This is a genomic window from Fimbriimonadia bacterium, assembly GCA_039961735.1.
Taxonomy (GTDB): Bacteria; Armatimonadota; Fimbriimonadia; order Fimbriimonadales; family JABRVX01; genus JABRVX01.
In genome coordinates, this window is the sequence record JABRVX010000048.1 from 1 (window position 1) to 24,621 (window position 24,621).

At 62.3% G+C, this 24,621-nt stretch carries 20 protein-coding genes; 14 read left to right on the forward strand and 6 right to left on the reverse strand.

What is annotated here, in order from left to right:
• Window positions 1-159 precede the first annotated feature (159 nt).
• The 6 genes from fabG (at window position 160) to HRF45_11305 (ending at window position 7,207) form a co-directional block, all read left to right on the forward strand.
• The gene (gene fabG, locus HRF45_11280) at window positions 160-900 is read left to right on the forward strand and encodes a 3-oxoacyl-[acyl-carrier-protein] reductase (GenBank protein MEP0767109.1); all 741 of its coding nucleotides are present in this window, start codon (window positions 160-162) and stop codon (window positions 898-900) included.
• Window positions 901-951: 51 nt separating this feature from the next.
• The gene (acpP, locus tag HRF45_11285) at window positions 952-1,191 is read left to right on the forward strand and encodes an acyl carrier protein (protein ID MEP0767110.1); all 240 of its coding nucleotides are present in this window, start codon (window positions 952-954) and stop codon (window positions 1,189-1,191) included.
• Between the two features lie 15 nt (window positions 1,192-1,206).
• Window positions 1,207-2,466, forward strand: a complete 1,260-nt coding sequence (gene fabF / locus HRF45_11290; protein ID MEP0767111.1) for a beta-ketoacyl-ACP synthase II — start codon at window positions 1,207-1,209, stop codon at window positions 2,464-2,466.
• 27 nt (window positions 2,467-2,493) lie between these two features.
• A complete protein-coding gene (locus HRF45_11295) occupies window positions 2,494-2,880 on the forward strand; it encodes a hypothetical protein (protein ID MEP0767112.1) in 387 nt (128 codons plus the stop codon).
• A gap of 84 nt (window positions 2,881-2,964) precedes the next feature.
• Window positions 2,965-5,874: an excinuclease ABC subunit UvrA gene (gene uvrA / locus HRF45_11300; protein MEP0767113.1), complete on the forward strand. Its 2,910-nt coding sequence runs from the start codon at window positions 2,965-2,967 to the stop codon at window positions 5,872-5,874.
• A gap of 73 nt (window positions 5,875-5,947) precedes the next feature.
• The gene (locus HRF45_11305; GenBank protein ID MEP0767114.1) at window positions 5,948-7,207 is read left to right on the forward strand and encodes an alginate export family protein; all 1,260 of its coding nucleotides are present in this window, start codon (window positions 5,948-5,950) and stop codon (window positions 7,205-7,207) included.
• Window positions 7,208-7,764: 557 nt separating this feature from the next.
• On the opposite strand, the gene HRF45_11310 is transcribed toward HRF45_11305, so the two are convergent.
• Window positions 7,765-8,484 (reverse strand): type II secretion system protein, encoded by a 720-nt coding sequence (locus HRF45_11310; protein MEP0767115.1) that lies wholly within the window; start codon window positions 8,482-8,484, stop codon window positions 7,765-7,767.
• A 210-nt stretch (window positions 8,485-8,694) separates the two neighbouring features.
• Between HRF45_11310 and HRF45_11315 the strand changes: the two genes are divergently transcribed.
• From HRF45_11315 to kdsB, 3 genes are all read left to right on the forward strand, one after another.
• The gene (locus tag HRF45_11315) at window positions 8,695-8,853 is read left to right on the forward strand and encodes a hypothetical protein (protein ID MEP0767116.1); all 159 of its coding nucleotides are present in this window, start codon (window positions 8,695-8,697) and stop codon (window positions 8,851-8,853) included.
• Window positions 8,854-8,912: 59 nt separating this feature from the next.
• Window positions 8,913-9,302: a cbb3-type cytochrome c oxidase subunit II gene (locus HRF45_11320; protein ID MEP0767117.1), complete on the forward strand. Its 390-nt coding sequence runs from the start codon at window positions 8,913-8,915 to the stop codon at window positions 9,300-9,302.
• Between the two features lie 206 nt (window positions 9,303-9,508).
• Window positions 9,509-10,240 (forward strand): 3-deoxy-manno-octulosonate cytidylyltransferase, encoded by a 732-nt coding sequence (gene kdsB, locus HRF45_11325; protein MEP0767118.1) that lies wholly within the window; start codon window positions 9,509-9,511, stop codon window positions 10,238-10,240.
• Window positions 10,241-10,278: 38 nt separating this feature from the next.
• On the opposite strand, the gene lpxK is transcribed toward kdsB, so the two are convergent.
• The gene (gene lpxK, locus HRF45_11330; GenBank protein ID MEP0767119.1) at window positions 10,279-11,358 is read right to left on the reverse strand and encodes a tetraacyldisaccharide 4'-kinase; all 1,080 of its coding nucleotides are present in this window, start codon (window positions 11,356-11,358) and stop codon (window positions 10,279-10,281) included.
• On the opposite strand from lpxK, the gene mtaB reads away from it, so the two are divergent.
• Together mtaB and HRF45_11340 are read left to right on the forward strand one after the other, a co-directional pair.
• Window positions 11,343-12,680, forward strand: a complete 1,338-nt coding sequence (mtaB, locus tag HRF45_11335; protein ID MEP0767120.1) for a tRNA (N(6)-L-threonylcarbamoyladenosine(37)-C(2))-methylthiotransferase MtaB — start codon at window positions 11,343-11,345, stop codon at window positions 12,678-12,680. The two genes, lpxK and mtaB, sit on opposite strands and share 16 nt — an antisense overlap.
• The gene (locus HRF45_11340) at window positions 12,658-13,002 is read left to right on the forward strand and encodes a histidine triad nucleotide-binding protein (protein ID MEP0767121.1); all 345 of its coding nucleotides are present in this window, start codon (window positions 12,658-12,660) and stop codon (window positions 13,000-13,002) included. Before mtaB ends, HRF45_11340 begins: the two co-directional genes overlap by 23 nt.
• Before the next feature lie 4 nt (window positions 13,003-13,006).
• Here HRF45_11340 and HRF45_11345 read toward each other — a convergent pair whose 3' ends face one another.
• Window positions 13,007-15,364 (reverse strand): glycyl radical protein, encoded by a 2,358-nt coding sequence (locus HRF45_11345; protein MEP0767122.1) that lies wholly within the window; start codon window positions 15,362-15,364, stop codon window positions 13,007-13,009.
• A gap of 3 nt (window positions 15,365-15,367) precedes the next feature.
• Window positions 15,368-16,273, reverse strand: coding sequence for a glycyl-radical enzyme activating protein (locus tag HRF45_11350; GenBank protein MEP0767123.1), 906 nt, complete (start codon window positions 16,271-16,273; stop codon window positions 15,368-15,370).
• A 146-nt stretch (window positions 16,274-16,419) separates the two neighbouring features.
• On the opposite strand from HRF45_11350, the gene acs reads away from it, so the two are divergent.
• The 3 genes from acs (at window position 16,420) to nadB (ending at window position 21,032) form a co-directional block, all read left to right on the forward strand.
• On the forward strand, window positions 16,420-18,381 hold the full coding sequence (gene acs, locus HRF45_11355) for an acetate--CoA ligase (GenBank protein ID MEP0767124.1): 1,962 nt from the start codon (window positions 16,420-16,422) through the stop codon (window positions 18,379-18,381).
• A gap of 413 nt (window positions 18,382-18,794) precedes the next feature.
• Complete coding sequence (locus tag HRF45_11360) at window positions 18,795-19,436, forward strand: redox-sensing transcriptional repressor Rex (protein ID MEP0767125.1); 642 nt, start codon at window positions 18,795-18,797, stop codon at window positions 19,434-19,436.
• A gap of 3 nt (window positions 19,437-19,439) precedes the next feature.
• The gene (gene nadB / locus HRF45_11365; protein ID MEP0767126.1) at window positions 19,440-21,032 is read left to right on the forward strand and encodes an L-aspartate oxidase; all 1,593 of its coding nucleotides are present in this window, start codon (window positions 19,440-19,442) and stop codon (window positions 21,030-21,032) included.
• On the opposite strand, the gene HRF45_11370 is transcribed toward nadB, so the two are convergent.
• Entirely contained in the window at window positions 20,950-22,653 is a 1,704-nt protein-coding gene (locus HRF45_11370; protein ID MEP0767127.1) for a hypothetical protein, read from the reverse strand. The genes nadB and HRF45_11370 overlap by 83 nt on opposite strands.
• Window positions 22,654-22,664: 11 nt before the next feature.
• A complete protein-coding gene (locus tag HRF45_11375; GenBank protein ID MEP0767128.1) occupies window positions 22,665-24,602 on the reverse strand; it encodes a hypothetical protein in 1,938 nt (645 codons plus the stop codon).
• Window positions 24,603-24,621: the final 19 nt, after the last annotated feature.

Genomic DNA, 24,621 nt, shown 5'->3' on the forward strand with positions numbered 1-24,621 from the left:
CCCCACCCCAGTCCCGATGAATCGGGACAGACCCTCCCCGCGAACATGGTAAAACGTCGAGGCGAGGCGAGCTTCCCCTTCGCTCCACGGGCGGGGTTTGGATGGACCGGAAGACGAAGGCCGGTTGGCGGGGGGACAAGGCGCGGTAAACTGAGCCTCATGCGACACAAGGATCGGACCGCCTTGGTCACCGGCGGCTGCCGGGGCATCGGGTTGGCGGTCGCGCTGCGGCTGGCCGAGGAAGGCGCCGACGTCGCCATCATCTCCGTGTCTCCCGAGTGCGTCGCCGCGGGTGTGGAGCGCATCCGCGCCCTCGGAAGGCGTTCCGTGGGCGTGGCGGCCGACGTTTCGAAGACCGAGGAAGTCGAGCGCGCCTTCGGCTTGGTGACTCAGGAACTCGGCGACATTCACTATCTGGTGAACAATGCGGGCATCACCCGCGACCAACTCCTGCTGCGGATGAAGGACGAGGACTGGGACAGCGTGATCAACGTGAACCTGCGCGGAGCTTTTCTGTGCACGCGTCAGGTCACGCGCTCGATGATGAAGAACCGCTTTGGGCGCATCGTGAACGTGAGCAGCATCGTAGGTCTCGGTGGGCAGGTGGCGCAGGCGAATTATGCTGCGAGTAAGGCCGGGCTGATTGGGCTGACCAAGAGTGTTGCGAAGGAACTCGGCTCGCGGGGTATCACATGCAACGCCGTCGCTCCAGGATACATTCAGACCGAAATGACCCGGGACCTGCCGGAAGAGTTTCGAAGCTGGGCGGAGGAGCACGCGCCGCTACGCCGCCTCGGATCGGTCGAGGACGTCGCGGGCGTGGTCAGTTTCTTGCTATCCGATGACGCCGGGTTTGTCACGGGGCAAACGCTGGTGGTAGACGGAGGGCTAACGCTGTAGGGGACCGGGCCGCCGGAAGGCGGGGGCCGCAGCACGGAAGGGAGTGAACTTATGGACCAGGCAATCTATGAGCGCGTCGTGAAGCACGCAGTGGAGCAGTTGCACGTAAAGCCGGAGGAGCTTACACCGACGACGTCGTTTCAGGGCGACCTCAATGCCGACTCGTTGGACGTCGTCGAGCTGGTGATGAAGTTGGAGGAGGAGTTCGGGGTCGAGATTCCGGACGAGGACGTGGACAAGATCAAGACCGTCGGTGATGCCGTGGAGTACATCTCCGGCAAGCTGGGCTAGCCGACGGCGCATCTGATGGCTGAACGCACGCAACCGGCTCACCGCGTCGTCGTCACGGGCATCGGCGTCGTCACTCCCATCGGGCTAAACCTGCGCGAGTTCTGGGAGGGCTGCCTCGAAGGCAGGTCGGGCGCAGGTCCTATCACCCTGATGGACGCTTCGGCATACGACTGCAGGATTGCTGCCGAAGTCAAGGGCTTCGACCCCGGTCCCTTTATGGACCCGAAGACGGCCCGAAGGTCCGACCGTTTCACGCAGTTCGGCATCGCGGCTACCGAGATGGCTCGGCAAGACGCTGGCCTGACGATTGACGAGTCGAACGCGGAGCGCATAGGGGTGATGATCGGCTCGGGCATCGGTGGCATCGGCAAGTTGGAAGCCGAGTACGACGTGCTGATGGAAAAGGGCCCCGGGCGGGTGAGCCCTCTTCTCGTTCCCATGATGATCCCGGACATGGGCTCGGGCATGGTGTCCATTTATCTCGGCGCGAAGGGGCCGAATTCGTGCGTGGTGACCGCGTGCTCGACCGGCACGAACGCCATCGGGGACGCTTATCACATAATCCGCCGTGGAGACGCGGACGTGATGTTCGCGGGCGGAGCGGAAGCACCGATTACGAAGACGGGCCTCGGTGGGTTCTGCGCTGCCAAAGCCGTAACCTTCCGCAACGACGACCCGCAGCACGCCAGCCGGCCGTTCGACAAGGAGCGGGACGGTTTCCTGATGGCGGAAGGGGCGGGCGTGCTGGTGCTCGAGCGCTTGGAGATCGCGAAGGCTCGTGGAGCGAGAATCTACGCTGAGATCGTAGGATACGGCATGACTGGCGACGCTTTTCACATCACGCAGCCCGACCCGGAGGGTGACGGAGCTTACCGAGCAATGCGCATGGCTCTCCAGACCGCGGAGATGAAGCCCGAGTCGGTGGACTACATCAACGCCCACGGCACCTCGACGCCGCTGAACGACAAGCTGGAGACGTTGGCCATCAAGCGGGCATTCGGGGATCACGCTCGGAAGCTCGCCATCAGCTCCACCAAGTCCATGGTCGGGCATCTGCTGGGAGCAGCAGGGGCGGTAGAGGCCGCCGCCTGCCTTATGGCTATCCAGACCAACACGCTGCCGCCGACCATTAACTACGAGGTACCCGACCCCGAGTGCGACCTGGACTACGTGCCCAACACGGCTCGGGATGCCAGGGTGAACGTGGTGCTGTCCAACTCGTTCGGGTTCGGAGGGCACAACGCCACCATCCTGTTCAAGAGGTTCACCGACTAGGTCTTGGTATCTGAGGCTGCGGAACTGATGCGTGCGGAGGAAGTGCCTCCGGGACCCAAAGAGCCGTCTCTCGCCGACCGACGAGCGCTGGCGGGTCTCGTGTTTGCTTATGTCGCCCTCGCCCTCTCGTTGCTGGCCTGGGCTACCGCGCTGGTATTCCTTGCCGCGTTTCGGAAGGACCTCGATGTCGGCCCCTGGCTGGTGCTGGGCGCCGGAGTGGGCTCACTGGCGGGCTGCGTGCTTTCGTGGATGGCTCGGCAGAGGGTTCGAGACGCGTCGTATTTGCACGCCGCACTCGACTTCATGTCTACCTTCGCATGGCACGTGTCCTGGACGAGTCTGATTCTCGTGATGCTGTGCGCATCCCAGGTCTACTCGGCCTGGCAGGCAGCGCAGGAAGAAATCGTAACGTAGTTTACCCCCATCACTTACACAACCGGCGTTAGGTCCCACGCCGCATGCCGTGTACAATGATCGTTTGCCAAAAAGGGGAGGCAGATGCCGCAAGACAAGATCGTTGTCGTTGGAGCACGACAGCACAACCTGAAGAACATCACCGTCGAGATCCCGCGGGACAAACTCGTGGTCATCACTGGGCTCTCCGGTTCGGGCAAGTCTAGCCTCGCATTCGACACTATCTACGCCGAGGGGCAGCGCCGCTACGTCGAGAGCCTCTCCGCCTATGCGCGCCAGTTCTTGGGACAGATGGACAAGCCGGACGTTGACCACATAGACGGCCTATCTCCCGCTGTCTCGATTGACCAGAAGGGCGCCAGCAAGAACCCCCGCTCCACTGTCGGCACAGTGACCGAGATTTACGACTACCTTCGCGTGCTCTTCGCAAGGGTGGGCACTCCCCACTGCCCTCAATGCGGTGAACCCATCACTCGACAGTCCGTGGAGCAGATCACAGATGCAGTGCTGGGGCTCCCCACGGGCAGCAAGATTCAGGTGCTCGCCCCACTCGTTCGAGGGCGAAAGGGTGAGTACAGGCAGGTGTTGCAGGATGTGCATCGGCAAGGTTTCGTGCGCGTGCGAGTGGACGGCCTGATCTACGAGGTGACCGACGACATCCCGATGGACCGCTACAAACAGCACACCGTCGAGGCAGTGGTGGACCGCCTGGTGGTGAAGGAGGGTATCGAGCAGCGGCTAGCGGACTCCATCGAGACCGGGTTGCGGTTGGGCAAGGGACACCTCGTGATTCTAGGCCCGAACGGCGACGAACGCATGTTTTCGGAACAGTTTGCCTGCCCTCGCTGCGACATCAGTATAGGCGAGATCGAGCCGCGGACCTTCTCGTTCAACAGCCCATACGGTGCGTGTTCCGAGTGCACGGGCCTGGGGTTCCGGCGCGAGTTCGATATTCAGCTCATGGTGCCGGACACGAGCAAGTCGGTGAGCGAAGGAGCGTTAGCGCCCTTCATGTACAAGAGCGGGGAGCCGAAGTCTTGGTACCACGAGCTGTTCGAAGCTGTGGCGGAGCGCGTCGGCTTCGACATAGACACTCCTTTCCGGGATCTGGCTCCCGAGCACGTGGCGGCGCTGATGGACGGAGTGGAGGGCAAGGTTTCGGTCCGCCTGGGCAGCCGGTTCGGACGCGCGAGGTACTTCGAGACGGACTTCCCGGGTGTAAAAGCCATACTGCGCAAGAAGTACGACCAAACAGAATCGGACTGGGTGAAGCAGGACCTGGAGCAGTACATGGCGGAGCGCCCCTGCCCCGCGTGCGGAGGCAAGCGGCTGAAGCCGGAAGCCCTGTCTGTGACATTGAACGGGCGGGCCATCTCGGACGTCACCTCGATGTCGGTGAGCCAGGCCGCGGCATTCTTCGCCCATCTGCCGAAGGAACTGCGCGAGCGCGAGCGTTTCATCGCGAGCCGACTGATCAAAGAGATACGCGAGCGATTGGACTTTTTGGCCGGTGTGGGCGTCGGTTATCTGACGCTCGACAGGACGGCGCGGACATTGGCCGGCGGAGAGGCACAGCGCATCCGGCTCGCGACACAGATTGGGAGCGGGCTCATGGGTGTGCTGTACATTCTGGACGAGCCCTCGATCGGCTTGCACCAGCGGGACAACCGTAAGCTGATTGGCACGTTGGAGCGGCTGCGAGACCTCGGCAACACCGTGATCGTGGTCGAGCACGACGAAGAGACCATGCTGGCCGCCGACCACATCATTGACCTCGGTCCGGGGGCCGGCGAGCACGGCGGACACGTGGTGGCGGAAGGCACGGTAGAGCAGATTCGCCGCACGCCCGGCAGCATCACTGGCGCATACTTGCGGGGGGAACGAGCGATCCCGGTGCCGTCACGGCGCAGGCCCGTCAACGATCGGTGGTTCATCATCCACGGGGCTCGAGCGCACAACCTGAAGAACATAGAGGCACGGATCCCCCTAGGCGTGTTCGTGTGTGTGACCGGCGTATCGGGCAGCGGCAAGTCCACACTAATACAGGAGACGCTGTTTCCACGTCTGATGTACCACGTGTACGGCACTCGAACTGTGTGGGGACCGCACGACGGCATCGAGGGCATCGAGCACGTGGACAAGGTGGTGGACATTGACCAGTCGCCGATTGGTCGCACACCGCGTAGCAATCCAGCCACCTATACCGGTGCGTTCAATATGATCCGCGATCTGTTTGCGCGCACGACGGATGCACGGGTGCGCGGCTACAAGCCCGGGCGGTTCAGCTTCAACGTAAAGGGTGGTCGCTGCGAGGCGTGTCAAGGCGATGGCATCATCAAGATAGAGATGCACTTCCTCCCCGACGTGTACGTGCCGTGCGAGGTGTGCAAGGGCAAACGCTACAACCGCGAGACGCTGGAAGTGAAGTACAAGGGAAAGTCCATCGCCGAGGTATTGGAGATGACGGTGGAAGAAGCTCTAGAGTTCTTCGGGCCCGTGCCGCCGCTCAAACGCAAGATCGGCACGCTGATGGATGTCGGGCTGGGTTACATCCGACTCGGCCAACCCGCCACCACGCTGTCGGGAGGCGAGGCGCAGCGCATCAAATTGGCCGACCACCTCTCGAAGCGGAGCACCGGCCGCACCGTATACATCCTGGACGAGCCGACAACGGGGCTGCACTTCGAGGACGTGAACAAGTTGCTCGGAGTGTTGCACCGCTTGGTGGACCAGGGCAACTCCGTAATCGTGATCGAGCACAACCTGGACGTGATCAAGACTGCCGACTGGGTGTTGGACATGGGGCCCGAGGGTGGCGACGAGGGAGGCCAAGTGATTGCGGAGGGCACACCGGAACAGGTGGCAGCCACGAGGGGGACATACACCGGGCGTTATCTGAAGGCGATACTCAAGGCCGCGCCACGGGGTGAGTTCGGTGTTCGAGATGACCACGCCGTGGTGCAAACTGCACCGGCTCTCGTGGCCGAGAGTTGAATGGGTATGTTGCACTTTTCGGCGCCTGTGCGAGCATAATCACGTTGGGATGCCATTTCAAGGAGGATTCATCATGACCAGGATCGGCATTCGCTTCGGACTCGCCCTCGCGGCGCTTCTCGCTGTGGTGTGTACATTCGCCCAGGACGGCTGGGATTATGAGGTCTCCATCGAGGCGCGAGTGCGTGGCGAGGCACGCGACAACCGCGACTTCTTCGACGCCCTGAACGACCGTCGTGACGACATCTTCGGTCGCTTGCGCCTCGGACTGCGGATGTTCAACGAGGAGCAGGGGATCTCCCTCTTCTTGCAGCCGCAGGAGTCGTACGACCAGTACTACACCCCGACACGCAACGATAACGACCACTACTTCGACGTCTATCAAGCCTACGCGGAGTTTCAGGACAGCACGAAAACGTGGAAAGTGCGCGGCGGTCGACAGGATGTGACGATGGGGCGCAAGCGCCTCTTCGGAGCGGGCTATTGGAGCAACTTCGGACGATCCTACGACGGCTTGCGAATAGACCATGCTCTCACGAGCCATCTTAGCGTCACGGCCTTCGGTGGGACCATCGGTTCGGCTGGGCGACGGCCGCGGCATCCTGATATCGGCTTAGTCTTCGGTGAGTGGAAGTCGAAGGAAGGACCCGCCGAGGTGTACTACATCTACAAGCACGACAATCTGTCGGGGCTCTCCCACACCGTGCATACCTTCGGAGCTCGGGCGGAGCGGAAGCTGAAGAACGGCTTGGACTTCATCGCCGAGGCAGCCATCCAGGGTGGTGACTACGGTGACAAAAACATCGAAGCGATGGGAGCGTACCTAACCGGCGGCTATACGATTGCGGCCCCTTGGAAACCGCGACTCGGGTTCGAAATCACCTATGCTTCCGGGGGGGATCCCGCCGACGACAAGTACAAGACGTTCGACCAGCTCTTCGCCATCGTGCATCCTGAGTACGGGATAGCCGACTATCAGGGATGGCGGAACATGCGCGCGTTCATGGTTGATGTGACGGCTGTACCCGCGAAGAACTGGCAGTTCCGTGCCGCACACCACTGGTTCCGGCTAGACAACGCGAAGGATGCATGGTATGGGGCGACCGGTGGTATCAACACGGGCGCTGGTGGGCCCTATCAGGATCCGACAGGCGCGGCGGGCAAGGACGTTGGACGCGAGCTCGACCTCATCCTCACCTACAAACCTAACAAGGCTTGGGCGGCGGAGATCGGCGTCGCGCGCTTCTTCCCCGGCAATTTCATCAAAACCATCAACGGCGGCAGTGCGCAGAACTCGGACTGGGGCTATCTGTCCGTTACCTGGTGGTATTGATCGCTGTCTCCTGCTAGATGCCCTATCCCTCACCACTCGCAGTGGTGGGGGATATCTCAATATGTGCGTGTGTTTCTCGCGTTAGACTCCACCCTAGGGCTAGGATGGGACAGTGTAGAGATCAACGCCTCTTGCCGTAGGTGCGCAGCCGCGGGACGAAGCGTAGGATCTGATACACCCCAACCCTCTTGCTTTCGCTGCGTTCCAAGGGGAGGGAGCGCTCAGCGCCTAATCCGCCATGACGGATGGATGTATAAGTCAGCCGTCATGGCGTGAAGTTGGTTTGGCCGCTCGTCGTCATGCTGAGCCTGTCGAAGCATGACAGCATGTGCCCCTGTGTGATCGAGACTGGGCGCTAGGTTCGCGGCGAGTGGGGTCATGCTTCGACAGGCTCAGCATGACGGGCAGCTCGATGGGACGGGCAGCTCGATGGGTGTTACATGAGTATTTCGCGAGAGGTGAGTGTTGAGCGCTATGTGACGAGCGCTTGATCGCCTATCCATCCTGTCAGCGGATCCGCGCTCCTGGGGACAGCATCCAGTTCGAGACTCGTCGCACTACCTCTTCTTCCGCCACCAGACGTAGCAGTTGTTCGCATGGAGTTGGTCGCGTGTCATCACCTTCGCGTGGCCGTCTACGAACGCTACCATCGCGGACTTCTTGCCACCGTGGCGGTACTTCACGATGCCGTAGTCCGCAGTGAAGATGCGGGTACCGAGAATCGTGTCCATGCACTTGTAGGCTTCCGGTTCTGCGATCCAGTCACCGTCGCCGTTCTCCGTCACGATGACGGTCTCGCTAGGCACCTCGACGCCGTTCACTCGTGCGGTCTTATGCTCCTGATAGTCGGCGACGTTGGGGTTGACGTCGGTAAAGACATCGATGTACGCCCAGTTATTGATACCGTACTGCCCCAAGTACCTCACTTGGGGATTGGCGTAGTAATCGCGACAGTCCACACCTTTGCCCTCGAAGCTGGGGCAGGCGTATAGCTCGTCCGCCTTCTGGTATGGCTTGGTGATCTGCTTCCACGAGGCGTTGTCTGCGCACCAAGGCCGATCCCACAACCACGTGATGGGCAGCACGTCGTCATGGTCACCGTAGTACATCGTGATGGCCATTCCCACTTGGCGCATCTGCTGTCCGCACACGACCTGCTTACCATGCTCCCGGGCCCGCGAGAATACGGGGAAGAGAATGGCGGCAAGCACCGTGATGATGGCGATGACCACCAACAACTCGATGAGCGTGAAGGCGCGGGGCCTAGATCGGTTCATTGTGTTCCACTCCCAGAGCTGTAGCCAGCAAGTTTCGTGCCGTTGGGCGCTCCGAGCGTGCCTTTGGCCCAGCAGGATGCGCGTATGAAAAAAGTCAATTCGGGTCTTGAATAATCTTAGGTCCATGGCTCGAAGCGCAACGAAAATCAAAGTCCGAGTGTAATCTGGACAGAACAGGCAGCCCAGATGGAGCCTGCAAGGAGAGCGAGGATGACAATGGCGCTCAGTCTTACGAAGGAAGAGGCGTTCGCACTGCTCGAGTTGGCCCTCGCCTCGGCGACGGAAGAGGACGAAGTGGGCGAGCGGGCACTGAGGAAGCTGGTAGAGGTATGCAAGCGGTACTTGAGCCAAGAGGTAGCGGTAGCTTAGGGACCAATGTGCGACCGTCGCCAAGGTTCCGGGGTAACCTCGAAGGGGAGGAAACCGGAGTGGAATGTGATCGGGTTGCGCTGTCGCTGGGCATCGCGCTCGCTTTGTTTGCGGCAGGCTGTGGGCCTACGTCCTCAGGGGGAGAGGCGGTGAAGCCCCAATCAGGAGGCGGAGCAGGCACTCAGCAGGCGCGGAGCGACACGTCGGCCGTGGACGGTGAAGCCCTCTTCGCCAAGCACGGTTGCATGAACTGCCACCGGTACCAGGGCAAGGGCTCGCCCACACCCGGTCCAGAGTTGGACAAAGCGGGCCGGAACGACGCCGAATGGCACCTCGCCCATTTGCGGGATCCGCGGTCCAAATCGCCGGACAGCGATATGCCCAGCTATGCGCACTTGCCCGATGGTGACCTAGAGGCCTTGGCCCAGTGGTTGGCGACTCGCCGGTAGAAACGCTGTTGACTCCTATGCCGACGGCGTGAGATAATCCAGCCATCCCAGCGAAAAGGGGGGTGGTGCAGAACGATGAGTAATTCAGATATGCGCCAGGAGGGTCGCAGGTTTTAGCGGCCGCCGGGCGCGGCGTCAGTGATGAACCGCGCCCTCCTGGCTGAAAGACTACTTCGCCCCGGACTTCGCTCCGGGGCGTTGTACTTATGGCCTACGTCGTCGCCGTCATTCCCGCTCGAATGGGCAGCACGCGCTTCCCGGGCAAGCCGCTTGCTCAGATCGCCGGCAAGCCCATGCTGCAACACGTGTGGGAGCGTGTGGTAGAGGCTCGCGTGGTGGACGAGGTGTACATCTCGAGCCCCGACCCCGAGATTCTGGAAGCTGCGGCGCGCTTCGGCGCAGACGCGGTCCCCTCCAATCCTGCCTGCCCCACAGGAACCGATCGGGTTGCCGAAGTTGCTGCATCCACGCTGGGCGATATCTACATCAACGTCCAGGGCGACGAGCCGCTGATCCGCACACAAGATGTGGAGGCCGTCATGCGCCCGATGCTACGAACCCACCCGCCGGACTCCGCCAGTCTATGCTGTCCTTGTACTCTTCCGGAAGAGACGGACCCGAACGTCGTGAAAGTGGTTCTGGACGTCTGGGGCTACGCGCTGTATTTCTCACGGTCGCAAGTTCCCTATCCACGTTCGCGACAGCAGCGCGCACTTCGACACCTCGGCGTCTACGCCTTCAATCGCGACACGATCATGCAATTCCCACATCTGAAACAGACCCCGCTGGAGAAGGCCGAAGGTCTGGAGCAGCTTCGCCTGCTGGAGCATGGCTACACGATGGCGCTCACCCGAGTGCGACGCCCGGCAGGCCCTGCGGTCGACACCCCCGAACAGCTCGCGGAGGTCGAGCGACTGCTGTCGCGAGGGACTCGGTGATCGTCCTGAGTAGCCCTTGGACGCGAGGATGGTGTTGGCTACTTCACATGGGACTCGCCGCTGATTGCAGTGAGCAGGAAGTCCTGCACGGCGCGCTCGTTGGCGAAAACCACTTCCTCCCGCAGCACCCAGATGTTTAGTTCCACTGGCAGAGAACGGAGCTTCACCGCGTCCTTCTCTGTCGTAACGGAGGTAGTCCGGGCCAGCATGTCGAGGTCGGTGGCGCTGTAGTCATGGTGGTCACCGAAGCGGAGGCTGGTCACCGACGCCCCCAGATCCCGTAGGGTCTGCTCGAAGCGTTCTGGGTTGCCAATCCCGGAGACGGCCAGCACCTTCTCCCCCCGAAGCAGAGCGAGCTCCCGTCGCTGGGTCCCGTCTAGCGAGCGCAACTCCTTTGGTCGCCGTATCACGTGGAAGGTAGGGAGCGGCGGCAGGCTGTCGGGAGTGCGGTCACCCACGACGAACAGCGCGCTCGCGCGCCGAAGGCAGCTTTTCGGCTCACGCAGCGGACCCGCGGGCAGACATCGGCCGTTTCCAAAGGGGCGTGCGCCGTCCAACACCACCAGGTCCAACGTGCGGGCGAGTGGCAGGTGCTGGAAGCCATCGTCCATCAGGATGACGTCCACGTCGGAGTGCAGCTCGACCGTCTTGGCCATCCGCACCCGGTCTTTGCATACGATGAGATGAGCATCGGAAAGCGCCTCGCGCAGAAGCACCGCCTCATCGCCGACCATGTGGGGCGCCGCTTCTTGGCCTGGCGGAACCGACGCAAAGACAGACGATCCACCGTAGCCGCTACACGAGATGGTAACACGAAGCCCGGCACGCTGCAGGAGTTGGCCGACTGCAATGGTGACGGGCGTCTTCCCGGTCCCTCCCACCGAGATTCCGCCCACGCAAACCACGGGCACCGGGACCTTGTAGCGCTTCCGAAAACCCAGGGCATACCAACCGAGGTACAGCCGCCAGCCAAGCGCGTAGAGGTGCGATGCTGGGAGCAGGGCGGCTCGCTGGAGGCGGTCACCGAGCGCCGGCGAATCCCACAAGCCTGGCCAGTCCATGCGCGGATTATGACACTCGGCCTGTCGGGTAGGATCGCCGCGTGCTGACGGTTGCATTCACTACCCTAGGCTGCAAGGTCAACCAGTACGAGACGCGTCGTATCGCGGAGAGCTTCGAGCGTCGCGGGTTCCGCGTGGTGCCATTCGAAGAGACCGCGAACGTGTACGTGGTGAACACCTGCTCCGTCACGGCAGTGGCTTCCAGCAAGTCACGGCAGATGATGCGGCGGGCGAAACGCACCAACCCATCGGCGAAGCTAGTTGTGACCGGATGCGAGGCGCAGGCGGCAGCGCGGGCGGGCCGGCTGGTTCCAGAAGCCGATCTGGTGGTAGCGAATCCGGAGAAACTGGAGACCGTTACGCACTTCCTGCGGGCCTTTCCGGAGTTCGCCGGTCAGACTGCCGCTCCGTGCACGGATGCTGCAATTGCTCGGGTGCAGCGGCGTACGCGGGCGGTGGTGAAGGTGCAGGACGGTTGCAACATCTTTTGCTCCTACTGCTCGATCCCCTACACCCGCCCTGTGCTCGAGAGTCGGCCATGGCACGAGTTAGTAGACGAGGTGGAGGGATTGGTAGCGGAGGGGCATCGCGAGGTGGTACTGACTGGCGTGCTGATCGGCGATTACGGACCACTCACCGGGAGCGGCGGGCCGGATCTGACCGGACTGTGCGTTAAACTCGCGGACATTCGACGTTTGCAACGCATACGTATCAGCTCAATCGAGGTGACACAGGTCTCTGACGAGCTGATACGACTGATGCGTGAGGAACCCAAGATGTGTCCACACCTACACATCCCCCTGCAATCCGGCAGCGACCGGGTGCTGCTAGATATGGGACGACCTTACACGCGCGACGAGTATGTAGCACGGTGCTCGGAGGCGAAGGCTCGCGTGCGCGATCTGGCCATCACCACGGACATCATGGTGGGGTTTCCGACGGAGGACGAGGTTGCGTTGGGAGAGACCGTCGGCGTGGTAAAAACAGTGGGATACCTAGCTGCGCACGTATTCCGGTACTCCTCTCGTCCCGGCACACCCGCTGAGGAGCTGGGGGATCCAGTGCCGCATGAAGAGAAGATGAGACGGAGCAAGATGGTAGCGGATGTCACTGCGGACTCCGGCCGTGCCTACCGGACCGGGTTCATAGGGCGCGATCTGCGAGTGTTAGTCGAAAGCGCGCAGCGAGCAGTCGGTCTGCTGAAGGGGCACTCCGACAACTACCTCGAGTTGGAGTTTCCCGGGCCTGGCGAGCTGGTAGGTGATCTCGTCACGGTCCGAGTTCTCGCTGACGGAGCGCGAGGCATGACGGGGCAGATCGTGGAGACTGTGACACCACACAACGCAAGGAGGACGAATGGACGGCTGCATATTCTGTAAGATCGCATCGAAGGAGGCGCCTTCTCAATACGTGCACGAGACGGCGAACACGGTGGCATTTCGGGACCTGAACCCTGTCGCCCCTTCGCACATTCTGATCATCCCTCGACGGCATGTCGCGAACTTGGACGGAGCTACTGCGGAAGATGCCGGGCTGCTGGGCGAAATGCTGCTAGCGGCTGCCGCGATTGCACGTAGCGAGGGCTTCGCGGAGAGTGGGTATCGAGTCGTGTTGAACGTCGGACCCGATGGCGGGCAGACCGTCGGCCACCTGCACGCACACTTGCTCGCCGGACGGCGCCTCACCTGGCCACCTGGGTAGGATATCATATGTCACCGTGTTCGGTACGTGCGATGATCTCGTCTTGCAGGGCAGCGCTCAGGTCGCAGAAGTAGTCGCTGTAGCCCGCCACGCGCACGATTAGATCGCGATGCTTCTCGGGATCCCGCTTCGCTTCCCGCAGGGTCTCCGCAGTCACTACGTTGAACTGCACATGGTGGCCGTCCAGCCGGAAGTACGTGCGTACGAGGTGGCCAAGCCGCTCGATTCCATCGTCGCCCTCGAGCAGCCGTGGCGTGAACTTCATGTTGAGCAGCGTACCACCTGTGCGCAGGTGGTCCATCTTCGACGCGGACTTCAGCACGGCGGTCGGGCCGTGACGGTCCATGCCTTGCACGGGCGAGATGCCCTCAGAGAGCGGCTCCCCTGCCCTACGCCCGTCCGCCGTGGCACCGGTAACCGAACCGAAGTAGACATGACAGGTGGTGGGCAGCATGTTGATGCGATAGCAACCTCCTCGCGTGTTCGGTCGTCCGTTCACCGCATCATAGTAGGCATCGAAGGCGGCCACCATCAAGTCGTCCGCGCAGTCGTCGTCATTGCCGTACTTCGGGCTCTTGTTTACCAGCATCTGGCGCAGCGGCTCTTCGTCTGCGAAGTTCGATTGCATGGCTGCGAGCAGATTGACGAGGCGTACGGAACGTCTCTGAAATACATGGTGGCGTATGGCGGCAAGCGAGTCGGTAATGGTGCCGATTCCCACACCCTGTATGTAGCTCGTGTTGTATCGCGCGCCCCCGGCGTTATAGTCCTTCGCCTTCTCGATGCAATCGTCTATGATCACCGAGAGGAACGGAGCAGGCATGCGCTGCGCGTACAGCCGCTCGATCACGTTGCTACCGCGGACTTTTATGTCCACGAAGTGCCGCATCTGTGCTGTGAAGGCGGCGAACACCTGATCGAAGCTCGAGAAGTTGGCAGCGTCGCCAGTCTCGATGCCTAACCGCTTGCCAGTCCGTGGGTCTACCCCGTTGTTGAGTGCAATCTCGAGCACCTTGGGCAGGTTGAAGTAGCCTGTTAGGATGTACGCTTCTTTTCCGAACGCACCCGTCTCGACACAGCCACTCGTACCACCACACCGAGCATCTTCCAGGCTCTTACCCTGGCGTAGTAGCTCCTCCACTACCGCATCGGCATTGAAGAGCGATGGTTGACCCCATCCCTTCCTCACGATCCTCAGGGCACGGTGGAGGAAACGGTCGGGGTTCCGCTTGCTCAGCTGGATATTGGTGCTCGGCTGCAGCAAGCGCATCTCGTCCACTACGTCCAGCATCAGATAGGTGACATCGTTCACGCCGTCCGACCCGTCGGGCCGCAACCCACCGTGGCTGATGTTAGCGAAATCGGTGTATGTACCACTCTCGGCAGCGGTCACACCTACCTTGGGTGGTGCAGGCTGATTATTGAACTTGACCCATAGGCACTGCAGAAGCTCCTTTGCAGAATCCTCCGTCAGCGTCCCATCTTCGAGGCCGCGGCGGTAGAATGGGAGAAGGTGCTGATCGAGTCGGCCAGGGCTGAAAGAGTCCCACGTGTTCAGTTCGGTGATCACGCCGAGATGCACGAACCAGTACATCTGCAGCGCCTCGTGGAAGTCGCGAGGTGCATTCGCTGGCACATGCCGACAGACTTCGGCGATACGTAGCAGCTCGGCTTTCCGCGTGTCATCGCCTTCTAGTGCAGCCCGTCTCTCGGCCTCTTCGGCATGGCGCTCGGCAAAGCGTATCAGCGCATCGCAGCACACCGACATCGCACGTAGCTGCTCGTGCTTCTCGAAAGCTTCTGGGTCGGCGAGGAAGTCCAGCTGTTCGATGCGTGCCGCTATGCGCCGCTGGAAGTCACGTAGGCCGAAGCGATAGATCTTGTCATCGGCTACGGTGTGACCGGGAGCTCGTTGCTCCATGAACTCTGTGAAGATGCCGGCGCTGTACGCATCCTTCCACTCTGGCGTCATGGCATCGAAGATGGCTTCGCGCAGGCTCTTGCCCTTCCAGAACGGGATGATCGATATCTCGTAAGCCTTGCGCGTGTCCTCGTCCACGGCATAAGGGATCTTCTCTCGCGCGTCGAGTAGATCCAGGTCCTCTAGGGTATGGCAGCACAACTCGGGGTAGGTCGGGGTGGCCTTTGGCATGGGGCCTCGCTCCCCCACGATCAGCTCACCGGGTCCGAGATGGATTGTCTTGTGCTCCATGAGATGTCGAAAGGCTCGTGCCCGTAGCATCGGTGCAGACATCGCGCCCGCGTTGGCATAGAACTCGGTCATCAGCAGAGCACGCTCCGCCGAGATGCGCGGCTTGGCCCGAAGGCTTTCCTCCCTCAGCTTATCTACCCGTTGATTCATCCCCTACGCTCCTATCGAGACCTGAAGCCCGTGGCGCGCTACTAGGCTGCGCATCTTCTCCAAATCGTCTTGCGGTTGTGTCTCCATCGGGGGGAGGCGGTAGTCGTATCCGAGCCGCGCATGCTTGTCGGCAGCCATCTTGTGGAAAGGCAGCAGGCTGATCCGTTTCAGGCCAAGGGTCTGAACGAACTCGGCCATGGCCAGTAGATTCTCGTCGGTGTCCGTGATGCCCGGGATCAATGGGACCCGCACCACCACTGCCGCTTCCATCATTACCAGTTCCTTCAAGTTACCCAAGATGAGTTCGTTCGAAACCCCAGTGTAGTGCCGATGTCTCTCGGGGTCCATCAGCTTGAGATCGTAGAGGAACAAGTCGGTGTGCCGGGCGATCTCCCGGATCACCGGTGTCGGTGCGAATCCGGTCGTGTCCACCGCCGTATGCAGCTCTCGCGCTCGGCACGAAGCCAGTACACTCACAAGGAAGTTGGCTTGCAGCAGTGGCTCTCCACCAGAGAAGGTCACACCACCCCCCGACTCCTGGTAGAAATCCCTGTCCTTCTCTAGTTCGAGAAGCAACTCGTCCACCGTGTACACGCGCCCGACGATCTCGCGCGCCCCTGTGGGGCATGCCTCCACGCAGTCCCCACAAAGCACGCAGAGGAGGCGGTTCTCGACCCCTCCTGCCTTGCACGCGCGCAAGCAAGATCCACAGCGAATACAACGCCCCTCGTTGAACGCGATCTCTAGCTCGGGAGCCCGGCTCTCTGGGTTATGGCACCAAGGACATGCCAGAGGACATCCCTTCAGGAACACGGTGGTACGTATTCCCGGCCCGTCGTGGGTCGAGAAGCGCTGGATGTTGAACACGGTGCCTGAGATTTTCTTCACAGAATGCCAACGGGTGCCCAGAGAATCGGCCTCCTGCCGACCATTGTATCGCAGGAGCAAGGCACCATTCGGGTACCCAGTACACGTTTCCAGACGAGGACCCAGTGGGACTTCGCGAAATAGGCCACAAATGGGTAGAATCGGTCCAATCTTAGGAGGTTTGCCCTATGTCCGTTGACCAGACTGCGATTAAGGCGCTGCTCGAAGAGCATCGTACCTTCGTTCCCTCCCCCGAATTCGTGGCCCAGGCCAACGTTTCGGACCCCACGGTATATGACAGGGCCGAGGCCGATCCGGAGGGCTTCTGGGCCGACTTCGCCAAGGAGCTCCACTGGTACAAACCTTGGGATGCGGTGCTGGAGTGGAACCCGCCGCATGCGAAGTGGTTCGTCGGCGGCAAGCTGAACGCTTCGTACAACTGCCTCGAGCGCATTATCAACCAAGGAAAGGGGGACAAGATTGCGCTGTTGTTCGAGGGAGAGCCCGGTGATACGCGCGCTCTGACCTACAACGATCTGCTGAAGCAGACCAACAAACTCGCCAACACGCTGAAGTCCATGGGGGTCCAGAAGGGCGATCGGGTGTGCATCTACATGCCGATGATCCCAGAGCTCGTGATCTCTCTTCTCGCCTGTGCCCGGATCGGTGCTCCGCATTCGGTGGTGTTCGGTGGGTTCAGTGCCCAGAGCCTCGTGGACCGTATCACGGACGCCGACGCGCACTACGTGATCACAGCTGATGGAGGCTATCGCCGAGGAAAGGTCGTTCACCTGAAAGAGGCCGTGGACGAGGCGCTGAAGGAGTGCCCGAACGTGAAGGCCACGCTGGTGTACGAGCGAATCGGCAAGCCGGACATCTGCCCTGTGAACATGGTGGAAGGTCGGGACCACTGGTGGCAGACCCTTATGGCTCAGGCATCCGACGTGTGCGAGCCCGAGCCGATGGATGCGGAGGACGTCCTCTACATCCTGTACACGAGTGGTTCGACCGGAAAGCCGAAGGGAATCGTCCATACTACTGGTGGCTATCTGGTTGGGGCCTATGCCACCGCCAAGTGGACCTTCGACCTGAAGGACAGCGACATCTACTGGTGCACGGCGGACATCGGATGGGTCACCGGACACACCTACATCGTGTACGGCACGATGGCCAACGGCGTGACTCAGGTGCTGTACGAAGGCGCACCGGACTGGCCTGAGCGAGACCGCTTCTGGGAGATCATCGAGAAGTACAAGGTCACCATCATGTACACCGCTCCCACCGCGATCCGGGCTTTCATGAAATGGGGAGACGACCTGCCCGCCAAGCACGACCTGTCGTCGCTCCGGCTGCTCGGCACGGTCGGCGAGCCCATCAACCCGGAGGCGTGGATGTGGTACTACGAACACATCGGCGGCTCGCGAGTGCCTATCGTCGATACCTGGTGGCAGACGGAGACGGGGCATCTGCTCATCACCCCACTTCCTGGCATCACTGCCACGAAGCCCGGCTCGGCATGCCGAGCGTTTCCTGGAATCGGCGTGGACGTGATTGACGAAGTCGGCAATAGCGTGCCCAACGGCAGCGCCGGGTACCTGATCCTGACCCGCCCGTGGCCCGGCATGCTCCGCACCATCCACAACGATCCGGATCGCTACGTGCGGCAGTACTGGTCGCAGTACCCGGGTCGCTACTTCACCGGTGATGGTGCAAAGAAGGACAAGGACGGCTACTTGTGGTTGCTCGGCCGTGTGGACGACGTCATGAACGTCGCCGGCCACCGACTAAGCACCATGGAGATTGAATCCGCTTTGGTGGACCACCCGGCTGTCGCGGAAGCCGCAGTCATCGGCAAGGACGATCCGCTGAAGGGCCAGGCCGTCGCCGCGTTCGTGATCCTGAAGCAGGGTCACGAGCGCTCGGACGGGCTGATCTCCGAGCTGAAGAAGCATGTGGGCACGAAAATCGGTCCAATTGCGCGGCCGGACGACATCATCGTGACCGCCGAACTTCCGAAAACCCGATCGGGCAAGATCATGCGACGCTTGCTGCGCGACGTTGCCGAGGGGCGTGCACTGGGTGACACTACCACGCTGGCGGACCCTGCGGTGGTCGCGGCTCTGAAACAGAAGTACTCGGACGAGGGGTAGTTCTCCGCTTCGTGACGTAGGTTAGGTCGGGGCAGCCCTCCGGGCTGCCCCGATTGCTTCGTCGATCACCACCAGGGGGAACCGATTCTCGCGCTGCAAGCCGCATCGGCTTCCAAAGGGACCGGCCATTAGCGGCCTTAACCCAGGCAGCCTCACCTCATGCCGGGGCCGAACCCGCTCGCGCCTCAGTGCCGCTACCCAGATCCGACTGCACGGAAGAAGCGGCCAAGCCGCACCATCGCCACGAATATCGCGACAACCTGGAGGGCGTATTCCATGCTCACGGCTACCACGACCCAAGCAGCAATTCCCATACTGCTTCTGACAATATCGTGCCCGGCAGGCAGTAGCCGGAAGGCCGGGGCGGGCTTGGGTAGAATCGCACAATCCAAGAACCGGGGGGTTGTGGGGACATGCCGCCTCCAGTCAAAGTGCCTTTGCCCACGTTAGAGCGTCTGGCTACGTACCTGCGCTTGCTGTACGAGCTAGAGCAACAGAACGTACCGACCATCTCGTCTGCGGATGTGGAACTGCACACTGGGATTGCCGCGCCGCAGTTCCGCAAGGACCTTTCTTACTTTGGGGACTTCGGCAAGCCGGGCGTCGGATACGACGTCGCTACACTGCTTGCCTCGATTGCGCGCATTCTGAAGGTGGACCGTGCACGGCGCATCCTGTTGATCGGAACGGGAAACCTGGGCGCTGCACTCATCGGGTATCCCGGCATGAGCGAGCACAACTTCCACATCGCGGCGGCCTTCGACAACAATCCGGCCAAGGTGGGGCAGCACTTCAGCAACCTGCACGTGCGGGACATCAGCACGCTCGCGCACGCGAACCGCGAGATTGGCGCGAAGATGGCCATTCTGGCCGTGCCTGCCAACGCCGCGCAGGAAGTGGCGGATGCGTGCGTCGCCGCAGGCATCGAAGTGATGTTGAACTTCGCACCCACCCATATCCGGGTGCCCAGCCACGTGCACGTGCGCAACGTCTCTTTTCTTCAGGAGCTTGCCGTGCTCTCGTACAACCTGGACGATCGCGGAGTCGAGACCTAGAGGATGCCTACGGGGCCGAGCGACACCGAGCAGTTCGACTTCCTGGTCGTAGGCAGCGGAATCGCCGGCCTGACCTTTGCGCTCAAAGCGATCGGCTGTGGGAGCGTGTGCGTGGTCACGAAACAGGACCTGCCCGAGTCCAACACCGCGTACGCGCAAGGGGGGATCGCCGCGTCGGTCGGAGAGATGGACTCGTGGTCACTGCACGAGCAAGATACCCTCACCGCAGGTGCCGGCCTCTGCGACCCGGACGCCGTTCGGCTCGTGGTCCGGGAAGCGCCGAGGTTGGTCCACTGGCTGATAGATATCGGCGCGCAGTTCGACCGTTCCCCCGGGCCCGACGGCCTGCCGCAACTGGCGCTCGGGCGCGAAGGGGGGCACAGCCGAAACCGGATTTTGCACTCGGCAGACCGTACCGGGTGGGAGATCATGCGCGCCTTGGCCGAAGCCACCCGGTCGGAGCCAGGCATCGAGGTACGGGAGTATTGCTCGGCAGTGAGGCTTGCTGTCCGCGACGGCGAATGCTTGGGCGCGTGGCTGTGGGATGCTCGTGCGGAACGGCTGACGGCGATCCGTGCGAGAGCCATCGTGCTTGCGACCGGTGGCTGTGGTCAGGTGTACCGTTACACGACCAACCCTCCCATTGCCACAGGGGACGGGATCGCCATCGCGCGACGTGCCGGAGCGGTACTCGCCAACATGGAGTTCATGCAGTTCCACCCCACCTCGCTTTACCATCCACGCGCCAGGGCTTTTCTCATCTCTGAGCGCGTTCGCGGCGAGGGCGCACGGCTCATCAACGCCGAAGGGCATCGCTTCATGGAAGGGCAGCACCCGATGGCCGAGCTGGCGCCACGTGATATCGTGGCAAGGGCCATAGACACCGAGATGAAGCGCACTGGAGCCGAGTGCGTGTATCTGGACATGACCCATTTGCCTGCGGAGCGCATACGCGACCTGTTCCCCATGATCTACGAGCGGTGCTCGTCGGTAGGCTTGGACATCACGCGAGAGCCCATCCCAGTGACACCGGCCGCACACTATTCGTGCGGAGGGGTGTGGACGGACCTTTGGGGGCGGACCAGCATCTCGAGGCTCTACGCATGCGGCGAGGTCGCCTGTACTGGTCTGCATGGTGCTAATCGCCTGGCCAGCAACTCCCTGCTAGAGGCGCTGGTGTTCGGCGAGCGGGCTGCGATCCAAGCCGCCGACCTGCCGCCCGCTCATGGGAGCTTGCCCGATGAAGAGGCCGACCCGCTGCCTTCTATCGGCCCAGACCCCGGTGCTGTTCGGGTGGGCGTGCAAAACGTCATGTGGCAGGACGTGGGCATCGTTCGGAGCGATGTCGGGTTGCAGCGCGCACTACTCTCCCTTCAGGCGCTCGCGGGCAGTGTGGGCAGGCCCGCCAACACCGGCACAGTCGTCGAGCAGATGGAGGCCGCCAACTTGCTCACCTGCGGAGAGGCCATCGTGCAGTGTGCGCTGATGCGAAGAGAGAGCCGCGGAGGGCACTTCAACGCGGACTGCCCGGATCGAGACGACCTTCGCTGGTCGCACCCGACGTTGCTGGGGCGATCCGAATCGCAACCGCAATAGGCCGCTGTCGCTCCGGTATCTGGACCATCCACTTCCCCGCCACGCCTCTGCCAACTCGTGTCTCTACACCATCCACTTCCACTGCCTGGATGCGAGAGCCGTCCGGGCCTCTCAGGGCGAAGGCGGGGCCGGGCGCAAGCTTCAGCCGAACCACGGACGCATCGTTGGCATCGTACTCGGCCCGCAGCAGCCGACCGATGGGCGGATGCTCGAGCACCAGCGGACACTTCGCACTCTGGGGGCGCGGGGGGGCCACCACTGCGAGACGAGCCGCGAGGTAGCGGATGCGGTCCGCCTCGGGAGCCTGCCAGTCGAGAAGGAGTGCACGAGCAGTCCCATCCGCGCACCGAGCTAGGAGTCTCTCTGGGGGCAGTCGGCCGTCAGGCATCGGCAAGAGCGTCGCCCAGTCCATGTGAAGGTTCACGACCGCGAGGCATCGGGCGAGCGCGGCCTGCCAATCGGAGTTGGGGCCGCACCAATCGAGAGCCGCAAGCAGAAGTGCGGCCGCCTCCGAATGCTCTGCCAAGTCTGCGCCTGGGGCGCGGGCGAGTTTGGGCATGCTGCGGCGTGTCGTTGGCTCGATCCAATCTTGCCACGCGTCTGCCTTCGCCAGATCGGTCGCGCGGGCACGGAGACGATTGCGAAGTAGTTGCTGGTCATCATCGCTGAGGAGGAATCGCAGGTCGTAGGCGCGCACGTAATCCGAGGCGGACCGCGCACCGCGAAGCGTGTCGGCCGCCTCGTTGCGGTGGGCAACATCCGAAGGCTCTACCGTGGCCACCGGCAAAGCGAGCGAGTAGGTTGCCGCCCCCGACAGGACCCGGAACGTTCCCTCGGCTGTCTGGATGTCGGCGAAGACTTGGGAAGCCGATGCGAGCGGTACTTTGGCCACGACGGCAGGCGGTACCAGTCCCCAAGATTCGGAGATCTCGAGGCGCCCAGATTCCGAGTCCCATCGGAGTTCTGGCTGGCAACTCGGGGGCAATCCTGCCAGCGCATCGGCGATTGCTGCGACCCGTGCAGCGAGAGCCCCCAGATCGACCGCTCCATCGGATGCCACGCGCTCGACCCCCAACGGAGCGAGTAGGCGCACCCATCCGAGCCGCTCTCCCTCGACATGTAGCACCAGGTCGCCGCCCGTACGTACAAGTAACACCTCGCGGGGCGGATTGGAGAAGCAGATGGCGAGGCACGGCGATGCGGGGCTTCCCGACAACAACAGCCACGGCTGGTCTGGTGGTGCAGGCACACCTTCGCCAACGCTCCCACCGGGCCAGGTAAGGAATGCCTTGTCCCAGCCGCTGATGCGCAGGCTCATCTTCGCTCCGAAGGCGAGGTCCAGAGCCGGGAGGGCGACATGCAGCCTGAGCTTCTCGGGAGCGCCGCTGCCGCCGCCTCCCGCAATGATCTTCTCTGTCCGTCCTGCACTCGGCAGCACCCCGCCGCGCACGGGAGCGGCGAAGCGGAACTCCGGCCCACCCGAGCGGAAACGGAATCCGTCACGCTCTACGATGAGGGTAGGGAGTGAATAGGGGAAAGTGCCGCTGAGCCTACCTGCGCAGACTACATCGGCATCGAGCCCAGCGATGAGCGCCGCGACAAGCGGGAGGACGAAATTCATAGGCGCACGACCTAGAAGGGCGCAGCCAGCACCTCGATGCCGAAGCGCCGGTCTATGCTGGACCAGCGTAGGGCAATCTCGCGGTAGCCGAGGCGGTAGCCGAGCAGGAAGGAGTGATCACGGAACGTGGACCCTGGGCCGTCATCCCAGGTGTAGCCGAAGCCCACGCGCCACAGCTTCGAGAAACCGACAGAAGCATCGCCGAACAGTGTGGTGGCATTTTTGTCCAGGCTACGAATCGCGTACACACTGGTGAAGAGGGAGCCTGCGTTGGCCACAAACTGTGTGCTCAGCCGGTGCATGCCGAAGCTGGAGACGCCGAACTGGTTGCGGTTGTACTCGTAGTTTAGGGAAAGCGAGGCGGTGGGACCGAGCATGTAGGATGAGCTAACCGTACCGAGGACAGCCAATCCGTCCCCAGCCCCGCGGCCCCACAACTGTGTGAGTACCAGACCGGTGGTCAGCGAGCCTCCCGCCACTTGCATGGGTACCGTCCGCGCACGGTAGCGCAGGCCATAGCCGCGGCGCGTCGTCATCCCCGTGCCTATATCGTATTGCTGATAGCTCGCGGTGAGGCCGACGCTGTGATAGGCGGTCTTGCCGAAGAACGGAATGGGGTTGGTCTCCAGCGACAGGTCCACCCGTCTATCGGTGCTCTGGGTCCCGCGCAGAGCCGTCCGACCCGAGGCAGACAAGGATGCCGAGAAGCCGTCGAACAGGTGGGATAGCTGCGCGAAGCCTGCAAGGCTCTCGTGTCGCGGGGAGTCGAGCAGGAAGTAGCCGTCCAGCCGGTCACCGAATCTTTGATTGTGCCGAAAGGTGACGCCCCATCGGTCGGGCGACAGGTCGCTGATGGTGAAGTCACCCGAGTATGCCCATCCATCCGAGTACCTGCTTACCCAGTCCAGGGTGGTGCCCCGAGAGCTTGTGTACGCGCGGCCCGCAGCGTGCTGGGAGCGCAGGCGCAGCGAGTTCGATTGCCGCGGGCCGAGGCTCACGTAGTAGGGCAGGTCCAAGACGAGGCCGTTCTGGTTCACGCCGAACATCTGCTCCGAGACCAGCGCTCCGGGTCGCGTCAGATCGAGCGCGTAGTGGGGCATCGTGAGCACTCGATTGGCACCGACATAGACACGTGCTCCGTTGAACAGTGCTTCCCTGCCCGGATTCACTACCACCCGACGCGCGACGATCACGGGCTGCGGCCCGAACATCTCGGTGAAGCGGAAGTCGTCATAGCCTGCAGGACGACCCGCCTCACTCGTAGCGATACCCTGCACCTGCACGAAGACGGCACGGCCGTCCTTCTCGACAACGGCGACACCCGTACGAGATCGCAGGTTATAGGCGAGTTGCAGCGCCTCCAGCTGGGAGGAGCCGACACGAAGAACGGCGTTGTACGCAATCACAGAAAGCGGGTCGAGGTCCAACTGGAGGTCGTCTGCTTCAATATGGACCGACTGGTACTGCACGTGCGCTCCGCGGTCAGGTCCGGTGGCGGCGATCATGCGAAGCTCGACGTGGTAGGCAAGGTAGGAGGAGCCCGTCACATCCAGGAACGACGCGGTCTTGCGCAGTTCCGATGCGTCGGCTACGAACTCCACCTCGATATCGGCAACGGCGCGATAGCCGGTCACGGCGGCAGTGATCTTCGACCTTCCGGGCACGTTCGATGCGACGAGAACTCCGCGAGCGACGCCGCCCGAGGTGGCGACTGCAGGCTCCCTGAACTGCCCCAGCGACGCGGTAAAGGAGACGAGCGTGCCATCCGGCACGTAGCGCCCTGCCATGTCGCGCACGGTTGCGCTCACGGTGAGAGTGCTGCGAGCATCCGCCGGCGCGGCCTCGGGGTAGACGGACAATTCTATGGCAGCCAGGTCCTGCGCGACCACATGACCCAGACAACCCAGGAGGCAGGAGGCAACCAGTGTCCGAAGGGCTCTTTGGGCCATCGCCTGCCCCTGCAACTTC

What these genes read in the sequence shown, in the direction of transcription:
- kdsB (MEP0767118.1), top strand. Translation starts at nt 9,509, where the DNA reads ATGGCCTACGTCGTCGCCGTCATTCCCGCTCGAATGGGCAGCACGCGC.
- HRF45_11360 (MEP0767125.1), top strand. Translation starts at nt 18,795, where the DNA reads ATGCCGCCTCCAGTCAAAGTGCCTTTGCCCACGTTAGAGCGTCTGGCT.
- fabF (MEP0767111.1), top strand. Translation starts at nt 1,207, where the DNA reads ATGGCTGAACGCACGCAACCGGCTCACCGCGTCGTCGTCACGGGCATC.
- HRF45_11295 (MEP0767112.1), top strand. Translation starts at nt 2,494, where the DNA reads ATGCGTGCGGAGGAAGTGCCTCCGGGACCCAAAGAGCCGTCTCTCGCC.
- HRF45_11315 (MEP0767116.1), top strand. Translation starts at nt 8,695, where the DNA reads ATGACAATGGCGCTCAGTCTTACGAAGGAAGAGGCGTTCGCACTGCTC.
- HRF45_11345 (MEP0767122.1), bottom strand. Translation starts at nt 15,364, where the DNA reads ATGAATCAACGGGTAGATAAGCTGAGGGAGGAAAGCCTTCGGGCCAAG.
- lpxK (MEP0767119.1), bottom strand. Translation starts at nt 11,358, where the DNA reads ATGCAACCGTCAGCACGCGGCGATCCTACCCGACAGGCCGAGTGTCAT.
- HRF45_11370 (MEP0767127.1), bottom strand. Translation starts at nt 22,653, where the DNA reads ATGAATTTCGTCCTCCCGCTTGTCGCGGCGCTCATCGCTGGGCTCGAT.
- fabG (MEP0767109.1), top strand. Translation starts at nt 160, where the DNA reads ATGCGACACAAGGATCGGACCGCCTTGGTCACCGGCGGCTGCCGGGGC.
- HRF45_11340 (MEP0767121.1), top strand. Translation starts at nt 12,658, where the DNA reads ATGGACGGCTGCATATTCTGTAAGATCGCATCGAAGGAGGCGCCTTCT.
- HRF45_11305 (MEP0767114.1), top strand. Translation starts at nt 5,948, where the DNA reads ATGACCAGGATCGGCATTCGCTTCGGACTCGCCCTCGCGGCGCTTCTC.
- HRF45_11375 (MEP0767128.1), bottom strand. Translation starts at nt 24,602, where the DNA reads ATGGCCCAAAGAGCCCTTCGGACACTGGTTGCCTCCTGCCTCCTGGGT.
- uvrA (MEP0767113.1), top strand. Translation starts at nt 2,965, where the DNA reads ATGCCGCAAGACAAGATCGTTGTCGTTGGAGCACGACAGCACAACCTG.
- nadB (MEP0767126.1), top strand. Translation starts at nt 19,440, where the DNA reads ATGCCTACGGGGCCGAGCGACACCGAGCAGTTCGACTTCCTGGTCGTA.
- acs (MEP0767124.1), top strand. Translation starts at nt 16,420, where the DNA reads ATGTCCGTTGACCAGACTGCGATTAAGGCGCTGCTCGAAGAGCATCGT.
- HRF45_11310 (MEP0767115.1), bottom strand. Translation starts at nt 8,484, where the DNA reads ATGAACCGATCTAGGCCCCGCGCCTTCACGCTCATCGAGTTGTTGGTG.
- acpP (MEP0767110.1), top strand. Translation starts at nt 952, where the DNA reads ATGGACCAGGCAATCTATGAGCGCGTCGTGAAGCACGCAGTGGAGCAG.